The following is a 16,939-nucleotide window of genomic DNA, read 5'->3' on the forward strand; positions in this document are numbered from 1 at the left end:
GACAAAAGGCGATTAGCTGGCAAGCATCGAGGCTGATAACCGAATAATCCTGGGCTTGGATTGTTTGGTCATCAGGTTTAAGCGGAACCAGCTGCCTTTGTGCGCATGTTTCCACCATATAAAATTTGAGATGCAAAGGACCTGGGATTTATCGCAGGTCTTTTTTTGCGTCATTGCGATACCTTGCAAATCGTCCGGTTCACAGGCGGTGGTCTTTGTTATAATAAGGATCATTGTATAACGATATTAATGGGGGAAAGCATGAAGAAAGACGAGTATCAATTGAAGTTACCAGCTGATGTGAGTGAACAACTCAAGTTGGATCAGGACACACCGGTGAAATTGGTGGTGAAGCGGGACCGCCTCGTGGTCCAGTTCGCCGAGCCCCGGCTTCAGATTTTTCAGGGTCGGGTATTGGTATGGCCGCTAGCATTAGCTTTGCTGTCAGCTATCGGCTACTTTATCTACTGTGTCAGTCAGGGGCTGCATTCGGTTCGGTTGGTGGGGGACAACTCACTGGCGACCGGGATTATTGTGATTGGGACGGTGGTAGGTACCCTGTTGTTTGCGGGGTTCTTCATCCGCGACCGCAATAATCCCCGCAACCACTTCACCCAGAATATTTATTGGCGAAACTTCCCGGTGATCGTGTTATCCTTTGCCTTGATCGAAGTGCTCATGTTGAGTGGCAGTATGTGGTTACTGGGAACACTCTTCAAGGGAGCCATCTTCGATATCTTCACGGCTAGTGTGATTTTTATGGTCTTCAGTGCCGTTGTGAACCTGGTTATGGTGTATTTTGCCTTGATGGTGGATGCGGGCGTGCTGACCACTGTACTAACCCTGGTGATTATTAGCGGCGTCGTCATTGCGATGGCCGTGAACAACCAGCGATATTGGTGGCAACACAACCTGAGTTTCCTGGGGACGAACAATGCCTCCAGTGGGTGGCAATTCAACGCGACGTTGATCTTTGCGGCCTTGCTGATGATTGCCCTCATCGATTACCTCTTCGTCAGTCTCCAGGAGTTCTTCCCGAAGTCGCGTCGGCTGTTGGTGCTACGAATCTTATTAACGCTGACGGCGGTGGACTTGGGACTGGTTGGGGTTTTCCCCAACAATGTGTCCTCCCACGCATTGCATGACCAAGTGGCGACCTTTCTCGTTTACCTCATCATGGCCCTGATCGTCGGGGTGCGTTGGCTCCTGCCACAGGTAACTCGGGAATTCCTGTATCTCTCCTATGGTGTCGGGGTGGCCTTGTTCGTGGCGGAAATTCTTTTCCGCTGGGTCGGCTACTTCTCCCTGACGGCGTTTGAGATGATGGCATTTGTCTTGGCCTTTGGGTGGTTGCTGATGTTGCTGGATCGGATTGAAAATCTGATCAATACCGGGACAGCCGGGGAAATTGTTCAAAATAGAGAAAACAATTAGATCCAAGTGAGCCAGTCGCAAAATTTGCGGCTGGTTTTTTGAATACCATTTTGGCAAGAGAGAGGGTCTTAACTAATCACTGCCACAGTTACTTCATTTGGAGCAATTTGAAAATTTGTTAAATGATGGCGGCTGAGAGATCGTCTTCCTTTGATAGAATGAGAAGTTAAATGGAAAGTTAGTGTTCAAAATAACACTGGAAAAGGCGAGATATCAGTCGGTAAAAGTTGTATTCAAAACGTGTCATCGCTTCCAAAAAATGATAGGATAAAGAAGTAATGGCAGAAAACTTTTTTAATAACAAATGGTCGATATGAGAAAACAATAAGTATAAAAATGGTTGGCTATGATAGAAGGGTTGAGAATGTTGCACAAATGGCAGTTTAAATGGCTAGGTGTCTTAACAGCATTAGTGATTGGCTTGACACCAGTCATTGGCGTTCTTCTGATGTCAACGCCGGTCCCGGCTGCTGCGGCAACCACGGACAGTTCGGCTTTGGACCAATTAGTTGCCAGCAATGTTTCCGCAGTCTCGAGTACGTCTAACGAGACGAGTAGCTCTGACAGCAAGACTAGCGCTGTCCCATCGGTAACGAAGGCCTCACTGGCTAGAGCGACGACCACCACGGATATTGCCCGTGGCACCAATGGTTCCGTTACCTGGCGGATTGACAGTGCCGGGGTGTTGCATCTGAGCGGTGGGTCTTTCGAGTATTTACCAGCCGCGTTTTCGCCTTGGGCGAATGATACGATGACGGCTAACGTTGGCGGTAACTATGCCGCAGATATCACTGCGATCAGTATCGAAGGTGAGATTACCACGACGGCAAAGACTACCCAGTACAGTTTTCTCTTCGCTGGTTTGCCCAACGTGACTACGATTACCGGATTGGACAAGTTGAATATGGCAGGTGCGACGAAGTCGATGGCCATGTTCCAAAACGATACTAGCCTAACTAGTCTTGACTTTGGCAATAATGATTTCTCCAGTATCACCGGTTCCAGAAGTATGTTTCAGGGAGACACCAGTTTGACTTCGGTTCAGATGCCCAATGCTGACTTTGGTGCCGACAAGTCGTTCCAACAAATGTTTTCTGGCTGTACAGCGCTAACCAGTTTGGATATGTCCAACTGGAATGTCAGTCAAGTGACGACCACGTTACAGATGTTTTATCAGTGTTCAGCGTTGACGACCGTGACCACCACGGGTTGGCAAGATGGTCAGGTGACCGACATGACCCAAATGTTCGATGGTGATAAGGCGTTAACCACTGTCACGACGGCCGATTGGCAACTGGGAAATGTGACGACGTTGGCACGATCCTTTGCCGCCTGCAGTTCGCTGACGACCCTAGAAACTGGTCAGTGGAATACGGCATCCGTCAAGAACTTCAATAGTTTGTTTCTAGGTGACAGTAAGTTAGCCACGGTGGATGTTGCTAATTGGAATACTAGCCAGGCGACAAATATCGGGTACCTTTTCTATAATTGTACGGTGATTAATGGCTTGTCAGTGGGTAACTGGGATACGAAGGCAGTTAGTGTGATGTCTGCTCTCTTTGGAAACTGTCGGGGGCTGACTAGCGTGGATGTTGCCAAGTGGAATACCAGTCAGGTCCAGTCGATGGACTACCTTTTCTTTAATTGTTCAAAACTGGCTAGCCTAGACGTTGCCAACTGGGATACGAGTAAGGTGACGACGCTAAGTAACACTTTTGCTAGCTGTTCATCGTTGACCACTCTGGATGTTTCCAAGTGGGATACGAGTGCTGTAACCAGAATGGACTATATCTTTAACGGTGATACTGGGCTGACAGCTTTGCCGGTAAGCAGCTGGGATACCAGTCAGGTCACCATGTTGACCTGCGCGTTCTTGGGCTGTAGCAAGGTAACCTCATTGGACCTCAGCAATTGGGATACGAGTAACGTCACGAGTTACGCTGGGGTCTTTCAGCAGGATTACAAATTACAGCACCTGACGTTAGGCAAGGCCTTTGATTTCCACGGTAGTACGGCTTGGGGGTTACCAGCGGCGTCTTCGGTGAGCCCGTATAGTGGTAAATGGCAATTGGGTACCGATGGACCGTCTTACAGTGTCGCAGACTTGATGACGACCTATGACGGCAGCACGATGGCTGGTCAGTATAACTGGGGCCAGGAAGGTCATGTGACCGTCCGGTATGTCGATACTGATGGCACTAGTCTAGCTAGTGATGAGGTCTTAACCGGTGATACTGGGACGACTTACACGACCGCGCCGCAGACCTTCAGTGGTTATACGCTGAGTCAGACGCCAGCTAATGCGACAGGTAAATTCAGCACTACGGCCACCACGGTTACCTACGTTTATCAGGGCGAGCTGTTCTTCAGCAATACCCCAGGTAGCGTTGACTTTGGGACCCACGTCTTGACGGGAATTGCCACGACGTATTCGGCGACTGCTAGTCCAAGCTTGGCAGTTCAGGATAATCGGAGTCTAGGGTCCAAATGGACCTTGATGGCCCAACTCGGTGATTCTGGTTTCACCGGTACTAATACTGGGAAACAACTGGCCGCCACCGTGGCTTACCAGAATAACGGGATTGCGACAACGATTGGGAATACGGTCACGCCCGTGTTGACCCATACCACCGGGGATCATTTACCCGTGGATATCTCGAGTGGGTGGAGGACCAGTAACGGCCTGATTCTGAAGGCTTCCGGTAGTGTGGTTGCCGACAGTTATTCGGGGACGATTACCTGGACGTTGACCAACAGTGTGTCTTAGACTGTGAAGAAATTTTTGAATGTGAACAAAATGAAAGGACCGTTCCCGATTGAGGGAAACGGTCCTTTGTGATCAGTTGAGATGGTAATGGTCGCCATACATTTGCCATTTCAGGGGACGCTTGAGTTGAAAATTTTTATCGCGGATGAATTGACGCTGAGCAGTCAGCCGAGAGAGGTCGTGGTGGGCCGCCTCTTGGCGCATGATGGGGGTGCGAGCTTTGAGAAAGGCATTGAGATAGTGGGCCTCATTACCGCCCTGACGCGGTGTTTTAGCCAGCCGTTTGGCTTGACGACGAATACCGCCGAAGCTACTCTTGTCGTTACCAGGACCGTGAACCACCATGGCGTCGTAATAGATGTATTGTCCCAACGGGCTCAGATTATCTTGTTTAGCCGCGCGTAGCACCGGATTCAGGTACTCGGTATCTAGAATATGGTTTTCGGCCTGCACGAGTTGTGAATCCTTGGCGGCCTGTTGCCAAGCGTGGATGAAGGGGTGACCCAGGCCATGGTGGGTTGCGGACCCAACGGCGGCCTTGAGAGCGGGCAGGTAAGGCTTGAGTCCATTGTGCTGGGGCTTCAAGTGAACGTAACGTTGGATGACTTGACGGAGATCGCCGTTGGCCGTCGTGAACCCAATGATCCCAGCGGTATAACCACGCCCATCGCCAATATCTTCGATATAACCGTACTGGCGATGATAATTTGTGGTTGAATTCTCGGCACTCGCAACCAAGGAGAAAGTGGTGTCGCGGCGTTGGCCGGTCTTGATGGTCTGCCCAGGTTGATAGCCTGAGGTGGCGGATGGTGACTGGCAACCGGCTAGGGCGAGGGCCAGTAGACCGATTGCTGTGATTATTTTGACTGGTTGGTGCTTCATGCGGACAGACTTCTTTCTCGGTACGGATAGGTTGTGTGTAGACTTTACTCTAGTTTAACAAGATACCTTCAGGTCTAAAATGATTAGTTGGTGGTCTTAATCGATGTTTAATCGTTTGTCCCACGTTGAATTGATTTTCAGCAGATGGTGGTTAATCATTGGCAAAAGGGTTCAGTTCGGTATAATCAAAACAACAAGTAAGGGAGGTTACCACGATGAGTTTAGGCACGACACTCAAACAGGTTCGCCAACAACGGCATCTCACCCAACGGGAGGTGGCTCAGGACATCTGTGCCCAGTCGATGTTGTCGGCAATCGAGAACGACCGTTATACGCCCAATGCGACGCTTTTAATGCGGTTATGCGAACGACTGACAATCAGTTTAAGTGAGATTAGTCTGGCTCAGAACTTCGATGTGGGGCCGCAGATGGCGTTTAACCAGCGCGTTGAGGTGCTCTGTAACCAGCATCGCTATGCAGAACTTCAGGCCTTTCTAAAACAAGATGACGTGATGGCGGCGATTGATTCCGATGAACAGACCCAGGCCTATTACTATTATCTGGGGGTCACGGATATTCAGCTGGGCCCCGACCTCGTTGCCGCAGAACAGAGCTTCCAGTTGAGTCTAGCGAGTGCGGTGAGTGGTCGCCCCACGACACTGACCCGAATCGCTCAGATGTCATTGGCTTTGGTGCGAGGGCGCCAGCATCGGCAGGCAGACGCTCAGAAGCTGGTGATTACGGCGTTGGCCGATCTGGCCAACAGTCCCTATGAGGAAAATCTAAACATTTTGTTCTACTTAGCGGCGCTCTTTGATTTTGAAGCCCAACGGGACAACGCGGCCATGCAACGGATCGTGATGGGGATTCAATTTGCGACCGACCATAACTCCCATTATCTATTGGCTAACGATTACCATCTGTTGGCCGTGATTGCGGAACGCAGTGAACGTTTGGCAGACGAAGACTATCGCCGATCCGAGAAGCTACTCGCCAAACTCTTTCACGAAAAAATATACGACCGTTTCTAAATATCAGGATACTGATTTTATCCCTTTGGAGGAACCCGCTAGAATGAGGTCATCATCTAGAGGAGGTTCTTAACATGACAAACACAGCAGTCTTTACCAATGAGGTCTTAGCCCAGGCGACGGTCGCAGATAGCCAGAAGGTTCTGGCCGACCCGCAGTCACTATTGAAGTGGGTCCCAGACATTACGACGGTGACAGCGGGGGCAAATGCCTTCGAGGTTACCCGGCAAGGTGCGGCGCTGAATCAACACGAGCGGATCACCGTGACGGCAGGGGATGGCCAAGTGACCTATGAGAGTACTCAGGGACGATTGGCTTACCGATTGGTTTTTACCCTGACCGCGAAGGAAGCCGGTACGCTGATTCAAGAGGCCTTGTACGTGCCGGATCATACCGGTTTGCCAATCAAATTGATGGCGCCGATTGCGAAGCGCGCCTTTCACCAGAATCTGACTCGACTCGCCCAGATCGTCGCGAGCTAGGGGTTAAAACAGGCACACCGCAGAATTTCTCGGTGTGCCTGTTTTGGTTATTTTGAATGATTAACGACTGCCAGATTGTGTGGCATGTGCCGAACTTTTTTCTCGACGTGGTCGTGGTTGAGCTGTTTGACGATCTTGGATAGGGTCGTCGTGGCCGTCTGATCCTTTCGAAAGGAGTGGACGATGAAGCTGTCGTAAAGAACTTGTTGGTTCTTAATGGTAAACCAGTTGGGGGCCAAATTTTTCTGTGCGCTGGTCATGTGTTGATCCGGCCAGACCAAATACTTGCGACTGTCCTTGTGGGGATAGATCTCGACCTGCCAGCCGGCCTGCATGTCAGCCACCTCTTGCCAACGAGGGAGCTTGGTGTGGTGGATGGCAAAGTAGATGATGGCGGCATAGGTCAATGACTTATCGTGTTGCAGTTCCGAGACGGTCAGCGGTTTTACTTTTGGCTTGGTGGTCGTTGGCTGGGGTTGATGAGGTGTGGGGGTTGTCTTAGCTCCACAGGCCGTCAACGTAAGGCTGGCCAGGATGATCATTAGACTCGTGGCCCAGATTTTCTTAGACATTGGCTGGTCCTTTCTCAGAATAATTATGTTTTCTAGTTTAGTCGTTAAGGACTAAAAGCGCAAAAATAAAAAACCGGCTAGCCCCAGCTAGTCGGTCAGTTACTCAGTCAATTCTATGTCCAAACAAGAACCCTGATGATTTGTGCTATGTAGCGATAAGGTACGAACAGCCGACGCTATTTTAGTACCAGTGATGACTCTGCCAGAAACGCTTAGCCTTCGTCCAAGTGCCGTAACGACCACTGACGTAGTTGTTGGCAACACGTTCTTGGTTAGCAGGTGAGTAATCACCGTGCAGGTAAGACTTCAATAATTGGTAACGACCGTAACAACGACCATTACGAGCGGAGTAGTTGTAGCCGGATTCGCGTTTAGCGATCCAATTCTTAGCAGATCTTTGTTTTTTCGAAAGATTCTTATTGATTTCGGCGATTTTCTTTGCCTGGCTCTTGGAGACCTTGCTCGATGCCTGAGCCGTAGTCGTGGTTTCAGGCATGAGGTTGGCCGTCACATCGGTAAGAGTCCCGAAGGAGAAGCCAAATAGTAATAATAATGTTGCGATTTTAATTTTAAATTTTGACATTTCGATAACTTCCTCATCCCTTAATTGCTAATTGCAGTATACCGGAGAAATGTTGCAAACATGTTAACAGCCGGTTACCAGGCAGTTAAAAGGACTTCACAACATCTGGGGAGTTAGGGTTGGCCCTGATTGGTGTGGGGCCTTCAATTCCTTGAGGATCCTATGATACCGGGCTTAAGAAGTTCTTAAGAAATCAAAAAACAGCCGTTCAAATATTACAAACGGCTGTCACATAACTTGTAACAAACTGGCAATATTGGGGTCAGATAATTAGTTGAGCAACCCAAAATAAGCAATTACCAAGGTTCCAAGGGCGATTCGATACCACCCGAAGACCTTGAAGTCATTGTTACGAATGTAGCTGAGAAGGAACTTGATGGCCAGATAGGCTACGAGAAAGGACACCACGGTTCCAGTCGTGAGCACTGCCAGTTGCATGCCAGTGAAATGGTTGCCGTGGATGAGGTACTTCAAGACTTTCAGGCTGGAGGCCCCCAGCATGGTGGGGATGGCCAGGAAAAAGGAAAATTCGGTAGCTACGTAACGTGAGGTTCCCAATAAGATGGCACCCAAGATGGTGGCACCGGAGCGTGAGGTTCCGGGGACCATGGCCAGCACTTGGCACAGACCGATCAGGACGGCCATCGTGATTGGGAGTTGGTTGAGATCAGTGTAACGGGGCCGCTTGGTTTTATTGTAGGCTTCGATCACGATAAACAGGATGCCGTAGACAATCAGGGTGCCCGCAATGACCTGCCAGCTTGTGAGGTGCGCATCCATCCAGTCGTTTAACGGCAAGCCCACGATGATCGCTGGCAGAACGGCAATGATGACCTTGAACCAGAGTACCCAGGTTTGGTGCCGCTCCAGATTGGATTTCCGCGGGGCCCAGGGATTGAGTTTATTGAAGTAGATTACGACCACCGCAAAGATGGCGCCCAGCTGGATAACCACCATAAACATATTGATAAAGGCCGTGGGTTCGTTGAGCTTCACGAAGGCGTCGGCTAAGTACAGGTGGCCAGTGGAACTAATCGGTAGGAATTCCGTAATCCCTTCGATAATACCCAAGATGACCACTTTAATGATTTCTAACACGCAAGGTCCTTCTTTCTAGAACGAATAAGTCTGCCACAAGGTGACAGCGGTTAGGGTTCATCGTATCGAATTGGTGTAAAGGTGAGATTGCGGTTGTGTAAAATGTTGGTAAATGGGACGATTCAGTGTGATAGAAAGAAGCATTTGTGTAAGTCCAATTGAAATACATCGATATGTGTTAGCGATATACTACTTATATTGAAGAAACTTAGGCCGCTAAGGAGGTATTAGGTGGATAGAAAACGAGATATTTCTGAAGAAAAAGGGAAACGGAAACTAAAAGAAGAAACTAGGAAGGCAATTCAGGAAAGTAAAAATGGCACTGGAGAAACCTTTGAGTCCTTTTCAAGCTGGAAAGATAGTCTATCAAAGTTGACGAATTCAAATGAGAGTAAAGAATAATGTATTGGTGATGAAGGCACGAAATTGTGTAATGGCTGTTTATTTGGCAAAGGCCAATGTAACCGGAGGAGGTCAGGGATGGCCCCAGCCGTGGAGGTAGCGTTAGACCGAGTGTTCTGCTCGGCCTTACGCTACGGGCGACTTTGAAGACACGTGGTCTTCGTGGCTTCAAATCGAGCGAGAAGCCTGGTTTTCAGGCTGAAGCGTCCCCACAGCAGGCGTAATCCCTGGCAGCCGCAGGCGGCCTTCCATTCATTTATTTAGCACAAAATAAAAGCCACGATCCGCCAATTAAAGGCGAATCATGGCTATTTGTTTACAGTAAATGAATGTTAGCAGCTTCGCATTTGTCGATCATTTCTTGTGGCCAGAGGGAAGCTTGCACTTCGCCCACGTGAGCCTTACCCAGTAACAACATGCACAGCCGGGATTGGCCAATCCCACCACCGATGGTGAATGGGACTTCTTCATTTAAGACCATTTGGTGATATGGCAAGGTCAGACGGTCCTCGGCGTCAGCTAACTTAAGTTGCTTACGCAGTGAGTCGGCATCGACCCGAATCCCCATGCTGGAGATTTCCATGGCCTGGTTCAAAGGTTCGTACCAGAAGAGGATGTCCCCGTTTAACTCCCAGTCATCGTAGTCAGGGGCCCGGCCATCATGACGTTTGCCACTCTTTAATTCCCCACCGATCTTCATTAAGAAGACACAGCCGAGTTCTTTAGTAATGGCGTTTTCCCGTTCTTTAGGCGTGAACTTAGGGTAACGGTCTTCCAATTCTTGAGTCGTGATGAAGTGAATTTCATCGGGCAAGTGGTGAACCGCTTGAGGGAACTTGTACCAAACTTCGTGTTCCATGTGCTTGATTACTTTGAAGATGGTCCGAACGGTTTGTTTCAATGTGTCGAGCGTCCGTTCTTCCTTGGTAATCACCTTTTCCCAATCCCATTGGTCAACGTAAGCGGAGTGGTAGTTGTCCAGGTCTTCGTCCTTACGAATGGCGTTCATGTTGGTGTAGAGGCCTTCGTGCAGGTCAAAGCCGTAACGCTTTAAGGCGACCCGTTTCCATTTCGCTAAAGAGTGGACGATTTCAATTTGAGCATCGCCCATGTCAGCCATGGTAAAGGAGACCGGCTTTTCAACCCCGTTCAAGTTATCGTTCAGCCCAGTGGCCTTGTCGACAAACATGGGTGCGGACAGCCGTGACAGATTTAATTGGTCACCGAATTCGTCTTGGAAGGTTTCACGGATGTACCGGATAGCCTTTTGCGTTTCTTTAACCGACAGCTTTGGTTCGTATGATTCTGGAATAATTAAATGCATGGTCCATTTCTCCTTTACGTGTTGGATTAAGACAAAAGAAAAAGCCTTCCGTCCCCTCAGAAAATCAAGGGACGAAAGGCTACTTTCGCGGTACCACCCAAGTTGTCTATCTAAAATAGACCAGCTCAATTGGAGTACAATCATACTCCACCGATGGTAACGTATCGGTCACGGCTTAACTTACTTCAACCTAAGTTGGTTCGGTCAGCAACTAAGAAAGTGTTATTCGGATAGGTCAACGCTGATTGGGTTTTCACTAGCTCCCAACTCACTGGCAGGTTGACGAATCGTACTTGTCTTTCCTCCGTCTTTTATCTTGTGAAACCTATACTAGCATCTTTTTTTGATTTGTAAACAGAAAAATTAAAAAGAAATGAGTAATTTTCTTATGAAATCGTGACCAAAACCTTGTTGTTCTAAGAGTTTTCACAGTTTTAAAAAAAGTTTTTGAAAATATGCGAAAAACTGGCGGCGGATTTCGTTAGTACTTGTAGGGGAAGCTGTCACAGTAGTTGTCAGAAAATCCCAGTTCAAGAAAAACGCGTCACAGCCTGATGACCGCAACGCGTTAGAAATTCTGTTCAGTTAATCTTGTTTCCGTCGAACCACGAGAGTTTGACTTAAAGCCAAGAGCACGAGCCCCAATTCGGCTAACCACGGTGTGTTCTGCTCACTGGTTTGTGGCAGCGTGTCGTTGTTAGCTGATTGACCAGCATTCGTTGAGGTCGTCATCGCATGACCACCGGTCGTTTGAACGCCCTTTGCGGGTGCGGTACCCATGGCCATTGGGTGTTCAACGGGGTGTTTGGGTACAGGTGTAACCTGAGGTGCGTGAACGGTCTTCAATATTGGTTTGGCTGGTGTGGTTGGCTTTGTGGGTGTCGTTGGTTTAGAAGGCGTCGTTGGCTTACTTGGCGTTGTCGTGCCAGTACCCGGCGTACCAGGATTGGTTGTGGTGCTACCTGTATTAGTGTTTCCGGTCGTGGTATTGCCACCGTTATCGGGAATGGTTGGCGCATTGACAGTCAGCGTAACCGCATCAGGGGTCACGACATTACCGTTGGCATCCGTGTACGTGAAGGTCAGGGTATAAGTCCCTGGCGTGCTAGCGTCAAAGGTGGCTGGATCGATCGTGTTGTTATCACTATCCGTGATAGTAACCGCAAGCGTGGAACCATCGGCTGCGCTGCCCATCGATGGTGTCGTAATGGCAGTCCCGTCGACAGCTGTTTGGCCAGTGATGGCGTCAGTTGGCGTCCACTTGGTTCCGGCTGTGATGGTTTGGTCCGCTACGGTTAAGGTACTTTCTGCTGGTTTGACCGTGATTGTCGATGTGGCGATCGTCGAAATTACTTGATTTCCTGAAGCGTAATGGTTGTTATTGCCTTGGGCGTCGTCATACTCGTAGGTCACAGTATAGGTTCCAGGCTTCTGTATATCTTTTTGCAGATCTGCTTGTGTGATAACTTTCCCATCACTATCTTTAATCGTCATAATGATTTTTCCCAAATCAGGTGTGTCACCAGCAATGGCTTGGTCTACCGTCAGAATGCTACCATCAGGGGCAAGTCCACTCAAGGTCTCAGCAGGATCCCAAGTATTGGTATTTCCAGCATAATAGGTTTTATCACTAGAATTTAGCTTAGTTTGAATATAATTTGTGTAGAAATAATAAGTTTGACCGGGAACTGGCGTTGTATCGCTGATGGATTTCAAGTCAATCTTGGTTGGCTCTAACAGGGCAGTAGTTGGACGTGCCTGTGCAACGGGATTGTTGGGGTCGGTTCCCATGTATTGTGGCCGCCAATAACGACTAGTGTACGCTTTATCGACCGTCGTACTCATCATTTCGGCAGGGTTAAATTGGGTTCCAGGGTCACCTTGATAGACGACGCCGCTATATTGTGTTTTTGTAGGGGTAGTGGTCAAGCTAACTTGGAACCTACTCTGTACTTTAATCGCGACATAATCGAGTTTTCCGTAATTGGCGTAGACATCAGCACCGTTATTTTTCCAAATACCGACTAAATTAGTATCCGGCCAGTCAGCCGCATTAGGTCCAAAAAGGTTGATTGCGTTGAGGCTCATATAGCCGCTACTGGTGTCGGCATAGGTTTGATCACCAATACCCATGTAAAGCACATCGGTAGTCGTCGACTCAATTGGTGTTCCACTAGGATGGGCAGTGTCATTAGGGTCGCTAGGGTTATTAACCGTCAAAGAAGTGTATGTTTGAGAATCGGTTGAAGGTGCCGTGGAAACTAGGGTCTCCATGTGAATTTGACTAGAAAATCCTTGGACACCATCCTTGCCAGTGAATTGGGCTCCAGCGTTCGGTTTGAAGTAGAAGACCTGACGTCCGTCACTGGTGTTACTGAGTTGAGAGACAGTGAGGCTCGAGACGTTGACGTAGGGGATGCCGGTCGTGGGATTGACATCGGCTTGAAGCTTTTTGACATAAGCGTCGGCAGCATCTTGAACATGGTTTAACGTCGCTGTGATCGAAACAGGGAGTATAACGTAAAAGGCATAGACACTTTCGGGGAAATCAGCGGGAGGAAAGTTTTCCGTGTCATAGGGGACTAACCCAACTAAGGCCATCGAATCGTAGGGAACATATTTGCTACCACCAAGACTCACATAAAAATTACCTAAACGGGGCTGCGTCGTGACGAGGGTTCCGGTTACCGGTACGCCATTGATGTCCTTACCGGTTTTTACAACGGGGGTATCTTCGGCGACAGGAGACAACATCTTAAGCATTCGATTAGTGTGAAAATAGGAGGCTGGTTCAGCAGCAGACAGAGCTGAATTAGCGACAGAATGCGTTGGATTAGCGGTAGACGAAGCCAGACTAGCGACAGAATGAACTGGTTCAGCAGTAGACGAAGCCTGGCTAGCGACAGAATGCGCTGGTTCAGTGGCAGACGAAGCTTGGCTAGCGACAGAATTGGTTGGTTCAGCAGTAGACGAAGCCAGACTAGCCACAGAATGAGCTGGCTCAGCAGTAGATGTAGCCGGAGCAGCGGATGATGTTGTTAGCTTTACCGATTTAGGGGTGACTGTCCTTGAATCAGCGACTTCAGCGGTATTGTCATTGTCGTCATTTGTAGCGGCGTTGGCAGTGGTTGAGACACTTAATCCCGCAACGAGAACGCCGGATGCAATGGCGCCCACCAGCCATAATTTTCCTGCTTTATAAAGTTTGAAATGAAGCTTAGTGGTTTGTGAATGGTCCTCAATTTTGCGGATGTTCATCGTGATTTCTCCTCACTCATTTTAGCCGTGCAGCTGACGGTTGAAAAATCCGAGGAGAACGCTGCGGTCGAATGGTTTCTTATAGAGGTAATGTTACCACAAAACTATTTATTTACACATTGATTAAACCGTAAAAGCAATCCCACGGTTTACAGGCGTAGTGATTGTCAAACTGTCAGGCACATAGCGACAATTTAGCCTAATGACGAGGCCTTTTATACCGCGAGAAAACAGGCTCGAACGGGCTAAAAATATCTTGCCTATATGGCGTTATTTACTGACTAAAAGTTCGTAAACTAGCCCATATCACAGGTCTTTACGGCTGTTACCAGCAAATAAAAAGACGAGCATCGCGTGCTCGCCCAAACTTCAGGATTAATCTGGTAGGATTTTAACTTCTTGGAGGTGGTCTTCGCTAATCGTGAACTGGAACGGACTCGTGCCGTTGAAACCATTTCCGGTGACCACTAGGTCGACGATCCAAGTCTGGGGATCAGTTTGACGAAAGTCGGCGAGTTCGAAGTGCGATTGTTTGCCAATATTGTCGGTCTGGTTCCAGGAAGCAATCCCATCTGTGCCATGGTACTCGGTGCCCCAGTCATTTAACACGGCATCGGCGGTAAATAAGGCGACAAAGCCGGCGGAATCGCTGGCATTCGTGGTGTTGATGAAGGCCGTAATCGCAGCGGGTAACGTTAAATCATCCATCAGTAAGACTCCTTAGTGGTTCAAGATAGTCTTATCAAACCATCTCATCCTTGAAAAGTCAACGAATTGAGGCGTTAACTATGGGCCACCTAAATTGGTCGTCTGCGGCCGCCAGGGATTCCACCTGCTGTGGGGGGCGGTTCAGCCCTGTGGGCTTCTCGCTCGATTTGAAGCCGCCAGGGTCGGCGTCTTCAAATTCGCCCGTGTTGTAAGGCCGAGAAACAACACTCGGTCTAACAACACCTTCACGGCTGGTTTCATCCCTGGCCCCCTTCGACTAAGTATGGTTGTTAACTCATCATCGCTCGTGTTGAAACTATTAGTGGTATCGGCGTGGCGTAAGGCGTTTGTCAAAACTTTCCGGTAGTCATTCAGTCCATTTTTCCTTTGGCGCCAGGCGATCGCAAGCGTATACTGAGAGGTAATCATTTTTAATTCACAGGAGGACACATGATTACATTAAAATCAGACCGCGAAATCGCGGGGATGCAGGCGGCGGGCGACATTTTAGCGGGCCTGTTTCACGAACTAGAGGACTACATTAAGCCGGGGATGAGCACCTGGGACATCGACCATTTTTCTTACAATTACATCGTGGGTCACGGGGCAACACCTGGTGAACTGAACTTCGAAGGGTACAAGTACTCGACGTGTATCAGTGTCAACGATGTCATCTGTCACGGTTGTCCCAGCAAGGATATCATCGTTAAAAATGGCGATCTCATCAAGCTCGACACGGTGATCGATTACAAAGGTTACCTGAGCGACGCTTGCCACGCCATCGTGGTGGGTAAGGCGTCGCCCGAGGTTCAAAAGTTGATGGACGTGACGCGCAAGGCGCTTTACTTAGGAATTGACCAGGCGGTTGTAGGTAACCGTATCGGGGATATCGGTTTTGCCATTCAAGACTATGCGGAAAATCAGCTAGGTTACGGCGTGGTTCGTGATTACATCGGCCACGGTATTGGACCGACGATGCACGAACGTCCTGACGTGCCACACTATGGCAAGGCCGGTCACGGCAAACGCCTTAAGGCGGGGATGACCATTACCATTGAACCCATGATTAACGTAGGTTCCTACGAATGTTCCGGCCCGGATGACGATGGCTGGACGATTCACACGGTCGATGGCAGCCTGAGCTGTCAGTACGAGCACACCTTAGTGGTGACCGAAGATGGGCCAAAGATTTTAACGTCATTTGACCACGAACGCGACGCTAAATATTTGTTACCATAGGTCAGTCAAGAAAGTTGGGTTAAGAAAGATGAAACAACAGAAGACTTTAACGGAGCTGCTGGCGGATGCCCCACGGGTGTTCCTAGTCCCGCACAATGTCCGCCAGGAAGTCCCGGTGCACGTGGCCGAGACCGATCTGACCATTGGGGTGGACGCTGTCGGCGGCGACAATGAAGATCCCTATGTCTGGGCGCCGAACTTTCTCTACACGTTCTGTCATGCCCATGGCAATCGCTATCAGGGATCCCTACTGGAGGATGTTCCGGTGGGATCGGTAATTATCTTTCTGGCACTGCCAGCTCCAGAGAAGGGACGGCCGTCATGGAAGAATGCCACTCATGTGCAGATTGATACCGTGATGACGGTTCAGGCACAGGTGAAATGGCAGTTGGATAATCCGCCATTGACGTTGGCGGCCCTCCAGCAACAATTTCAGGCGACCCCGGCCTACTTGGGTGACGGGCAGGCCATTGAAAATCATCTGCCCTATATTGACACGCCAACGCGTCGATTGTTGAGCAAGAATCCCGGGCATGATTGGCCGGTGCACAACGACTGGCAGAGTTACGTGACGTTGGTGGGGGATCCGGAGAACTCTTTCCTGCCATTGGGTGAAGACAAGCACATCGTGGATATTCAGGGTGATCTGGCCAAGGCCTTGATAAACTATATCCAAATTAACAAACGTAACCGCGCCGCTGTTCTGGATTTGCCAGAATTAGTGGCCCTTCAGCCAGCCAAGGGGGCTCGCGTCTACTTCCGGCGGACCGAACGGATCTTGGCGGATGGCACAACCAATCCGCTGTGGGCTGAGATGATTGATCCGCTAGTTCGGACCATCGACGATCAGCTGGTTTATCGGGTTACTGGCAGTGAGATTGTTGATCAACGACCTTAATTGAAGAATTGTATGGGACGATGCCTGCGGGTGTCGCCCTTTTTGTAGATAGAAGGTTGATCTCGTTCATACCCGGTTCGAAAGTTTGGCTGATAGAAAGTAAATTGAGATAACTAGGACAGACCGATCGTCGTCGGCAAATAGTCCGATCGGCTCAAATCACAGTCTGAATTGAGATTGATGGAATCGCGTGATGGCAATGATGACAGCCCTTATTCGTGATAAAACGTTTAACCTGGAGACTAGTCAATCTAATTAACG

At 49.1% G+C, this 16,939-nt stretch carries 14 protein-coding genes; 7 read left to right on the forward strand and 7 right to left on the reverse strand.

Features of this window, described 5'->3' with window-relative positions; translation table 11 throughout:
- Nucleotides 1–261 precede the first annotated feature (261 nt).
- Both OCU14_RS03680 and OCU14_RS03685 read left to right on the forward strand, forming a co-directional pair.
- Entirely contained in the window at nucleotides 262–1,434 is a 1,173-nt protein-coding gene (locus OCU14_RS03680; RefSeq protein WP_261809842.1) for a DUF998 domain-containing protein, read from the forward strand.
- Nucleotides 1,435–1,798: 364 nt separating this feature from the next.
- Nucleotides 1,799–4,201 (forward strand): BspA family leucine-rich repeat surface protein, encoded by a 2,403-nt coding sequence (locus tag OCU14_RS03685; RefSeq protein WP_261809843.1) that lies wholly within the window; start codon nucleotides 1,799–1,801, stop codon nucleotides 4,199–4,201.
- A gap of 72 nt (nucleotides 4,202–4,273) precedes the next feature.
- Here the strand turns inward: OCU14_RS03685 and OCU14_RS03690 are convergent, their stop codons facing one another.
- The gene (locus tag OCU14_RS03690) at nucleotides 4,274–5,083 is read right to left on the reverse strand and encodes a chitosanase (protein WP_261809844.1); all 810 of its coding nucleotides are present in this window, start codon (nucleotides 5,081–5,083) and stop codon (nucleotides 4,274–4,276) included.
- 215 nt (nucleotides 5,084–5,298) lie between these two features.
- On the opposite strand from OCU14_RS03690, the gene OCU14_RS03695 reads away from it, so the two are divergent.
- Nucleotides 5,299–6,114: a helix-turn-helix domain-containing protein gene (locus OCU14_RS03695; RefSeq protein ID WP_261809845.1), complete on the forward strand. Its 816-nt coding sequence runs from the start codon at nucleotides 5,299–5,301 to the stop codon at nucleotides 6,112–6,114.
- A gap of 74 nt (nucleotides 6,115–6,188) precedes the next feature.
- Nucleotides 6,189–6,596, forward strand: coding sequence for an SRPBCC family protein (locus tag OCU14_RS03700; RefSeq protein ID WP_261809846.1), 408 nt, complete (start codon nucleotides 6,189–6,191; stop codon nucleotides 6,594–6,596).
- Nucleotides 6,597–6,643: 47 nt separating this feature from the next.
- On the opposite strand, the gene OCU14_RS03705 is transcribed toward OCU14_RS03700, so the two are convergent.
- The 3 genes from OCU14_RS03705 to OCU14_RS03715 all read right to left on the reverse strand — a co-directional run bounded on the left by OCU14_RS03705 (nucleotide 6,644) and on the right by OCU14_RS03715 (nucleotide 8,849).
- A complete protein-coding gene (locus OCU14_RS03705) occupies nucleotides 6,644–7,168 on the reverse strand; it encodes a hypothetical protein (RefSeq protein WP_261809847.1) in 525 nt (174 codons plus the stop codon).
- A 181-nt stretch (nucleotides 7,169–7,349) separates the two neighbouring features.
- Nucleotides 7,350–7,751, reverse strand: a complete 402-nt coding sequence (locus OCU14_RS03710) for an aggregation-promoting factor C-terminal-like domain-containing protein (RefSeq protein WP_261809848.1) — start codon at nucleotides 7,749–7,751, stop codon at nucleotides 7,350–7,352.
- Nucleotides 7,752–8,021: 270 nt separating this feature from the next.
- Entirely contained in the window at nucleotides 8,022–8,849 is an 828-nt protein-coding gene (locus tag OCU14_RS03715; RefSeq protein WP_261809849.1) for an undecaprenyl-diphosphate phosphatase, read from the reverse strand.
- Between the two features lie 231 nt (nucleotides 8,850–9,080).
- On the opposite strand from OCU14_RS03715, the gene OCU14_RS03720 reads away from it, so the two are divergent.
- Complete coding sequence (locus OCU14_RS03720; RefSeq protein ID WP_261809850.1) at nucleotides 9,081–9,251, forward strand: hypothetical protein; 171 nt, start codon at nucleotides 9,081–9,083, stop codon at nucleotides 9,249–9,251.
- Nucleotides 9,252–9,567: 316 nt separating this feature from the next.
- On the opposite strand, the gene asnA is transcribed toward OCU14_RS03720, so the two are convergent.
- The 3 genes from asnA to OCU14_RS03735 form a co-directional block, all read right to left on the reverse strand.
- Nucleotides 9,568–10,575 carry an aspartate--ammonia ligase gene (gene asnA / locus OCU14_RS03725; RefSeq protein WP_261809851.1) on the reverse strand — a complete coding sequence of 336 codons (1,008 nt, stop codon included), beginning with the start codon at nucleotides 10,573–10,575 and terminating at the stop codon, nucleotides 9,568–9,570.
- Between the two features lie 585 nt (nucleotides 10,576–11,160).
- Nucleotides 11,161–13,833 (reverse strand): KxYKxGKxW signal peptide domain-containing protein, encoded by a 2,673-nt coding sequence (locus OCU14_RS03730; RefSeq protein WP_261809852.1) that lies wholly within the window; start codon nucleotides 13,831–13,833, stop codon nucleotides 11,161–11,163.
- A gap of 375 nt (nucleotides 13,834–14,208) precedes the next feature.
- A complete protein-coding gene (locus tag OCU14_RS03735; protein ID WP_261809853.1) occupies nucleotides 14,209–14,541 on the reverse strand; it encodes a nuclear transport factor 2 family protein in 333 nt (110 codons plus the stop codon).
- Nucleotides 14,542–14,991: 450 nt separating this feature from the next.
- Between OCU14_RS03735 and map the strand changes: the two genes are divergently transcribed.
- Both map and OCU14_RS03745 read left to right on the forward strand, forming a co-directional pair.
- Nucleotides 14,992–15,780, forward strand: a complete 789-nt coding sequence (gene map, locus OCU14_RS03740; RefSeq protein ID WP_261809854.1) for a type I methionyl aminopeptidase — start codon at nucleotides 14,992–14,994, stop codon at nucleotides 15,778–15,780.
- Between the two features lie 28 nt (nucleotides 15,781–15,808).
- On the forward strand, nucleotides 15,809–16,678 hold the full coding sequence (locus OCU14_RS03745; protein ID WP_261809855.1) for a hypothetical protein: 870 nt from the start codon (nucleotides 15,809–15,811) through the stop codon (nucleotides 16,676–16,678).
- Nucleotides 16,679–16,939 lie beyond the last annotated feature (261 nt).

It is taken from the genome of Levilactobacillus humaensis (assembly GCF_024345185.1).
GTDB lineage: Bacteria > Bacillota > Bacilli > Lactobacillales > Lactobacillaceae > Levilactobacillus > Levilactobacillus humaensis.

What these genes read in the sequence shown, in the direction of transcription:
- OCU14_RS03745 (WP_261809855.1), top strand. Translation starts at nt 15,809, where the DNA reads ATGAAACAACAGAAGACTTTAACGGAGCTGCTGGCGGATGCCCCACGG.
- OCU14_RS03730 (WP_261809852.1), bottom strand. Translation starts at nt 13,833, where the DNA reads ATGAACATCCGCAAAATTGAGGACCATTCACAAACCACTAAGCTTCAT.
- OCU14_RS03710 (WP_261809848.1), bottom strand. Translation starts at nt 7,751, where the DNA reads ATGTCAAAATTTAAAATTAAAATCGCAACATTATTATTACTATTTGGC.
- asnA (WP_261809851.1), bottom strand. Translation starts at nt 10,575, where the DNA reads ATGCATTTAATTATTCCAGAATCATACGAACCAAAGCTGTCGGTTAAA.
- OCU14_RS03680 (WP_261809842.1), top strand. Translation starts at nt 262, where the DNA reads ATGAAGAAAGACGAGTATCAATTGAAGTTACCAGCTGATGTGAGTGAA.
- OCU14_RS03685 (WP_261809843.1), top strand. Translation starts at nt 1,799, where the DNA reads ATGTTGCACAAATGGCAGTTTAAATGGCTAGGTGTCTTAACAGCATTA.
- OCU14_RS03735 (WP_261809853.1), bottom strand. Translation starts at nt 14,541, where the DNA reads ATGGATGATTTAACGTTACCCGCTGCGATTACGGCCTTCATCAACACC.
- OCU14_RS03705 (WP_261809847.1), bottom strand. Translation starts at nt 7,168, where the DNA reads ATGTCTAAGAAAATCTGGGCCACGAGTCTAATGATCATCCTGGCCAGC.
- map (WP_261809854.1), top strand. Translation starts at nt 14,992, where the DNA reads ATGATTACATTAAAATCAGACCGCGAAATCGCGGGGATGCAGGCGGCG.
- OCU14_RS03700 (WP_261809846.1), top strand. Translation starts at nt 6,189, where the DNA reads ATGACAAACACAGCAGTCTTTACCAATGAGGTCTTAGCCCAGGCGACG.
- OCU14_RS03695 (WP_261809845.1), top strand. Translation starts at nt 5,299, where the DNA reads ATGAGTTTAGGCACGACACTCAAACAGGTTCGCCAACAACGGCATCTC.
- OCU14_RS03690 (WP_261809844.1), bottom strand. Translation starts at nt 5,083, where the DNA reads ATGAAGCACCAACCAGTCAAAATAATCACAGCAATCGGTCTACTGGCC.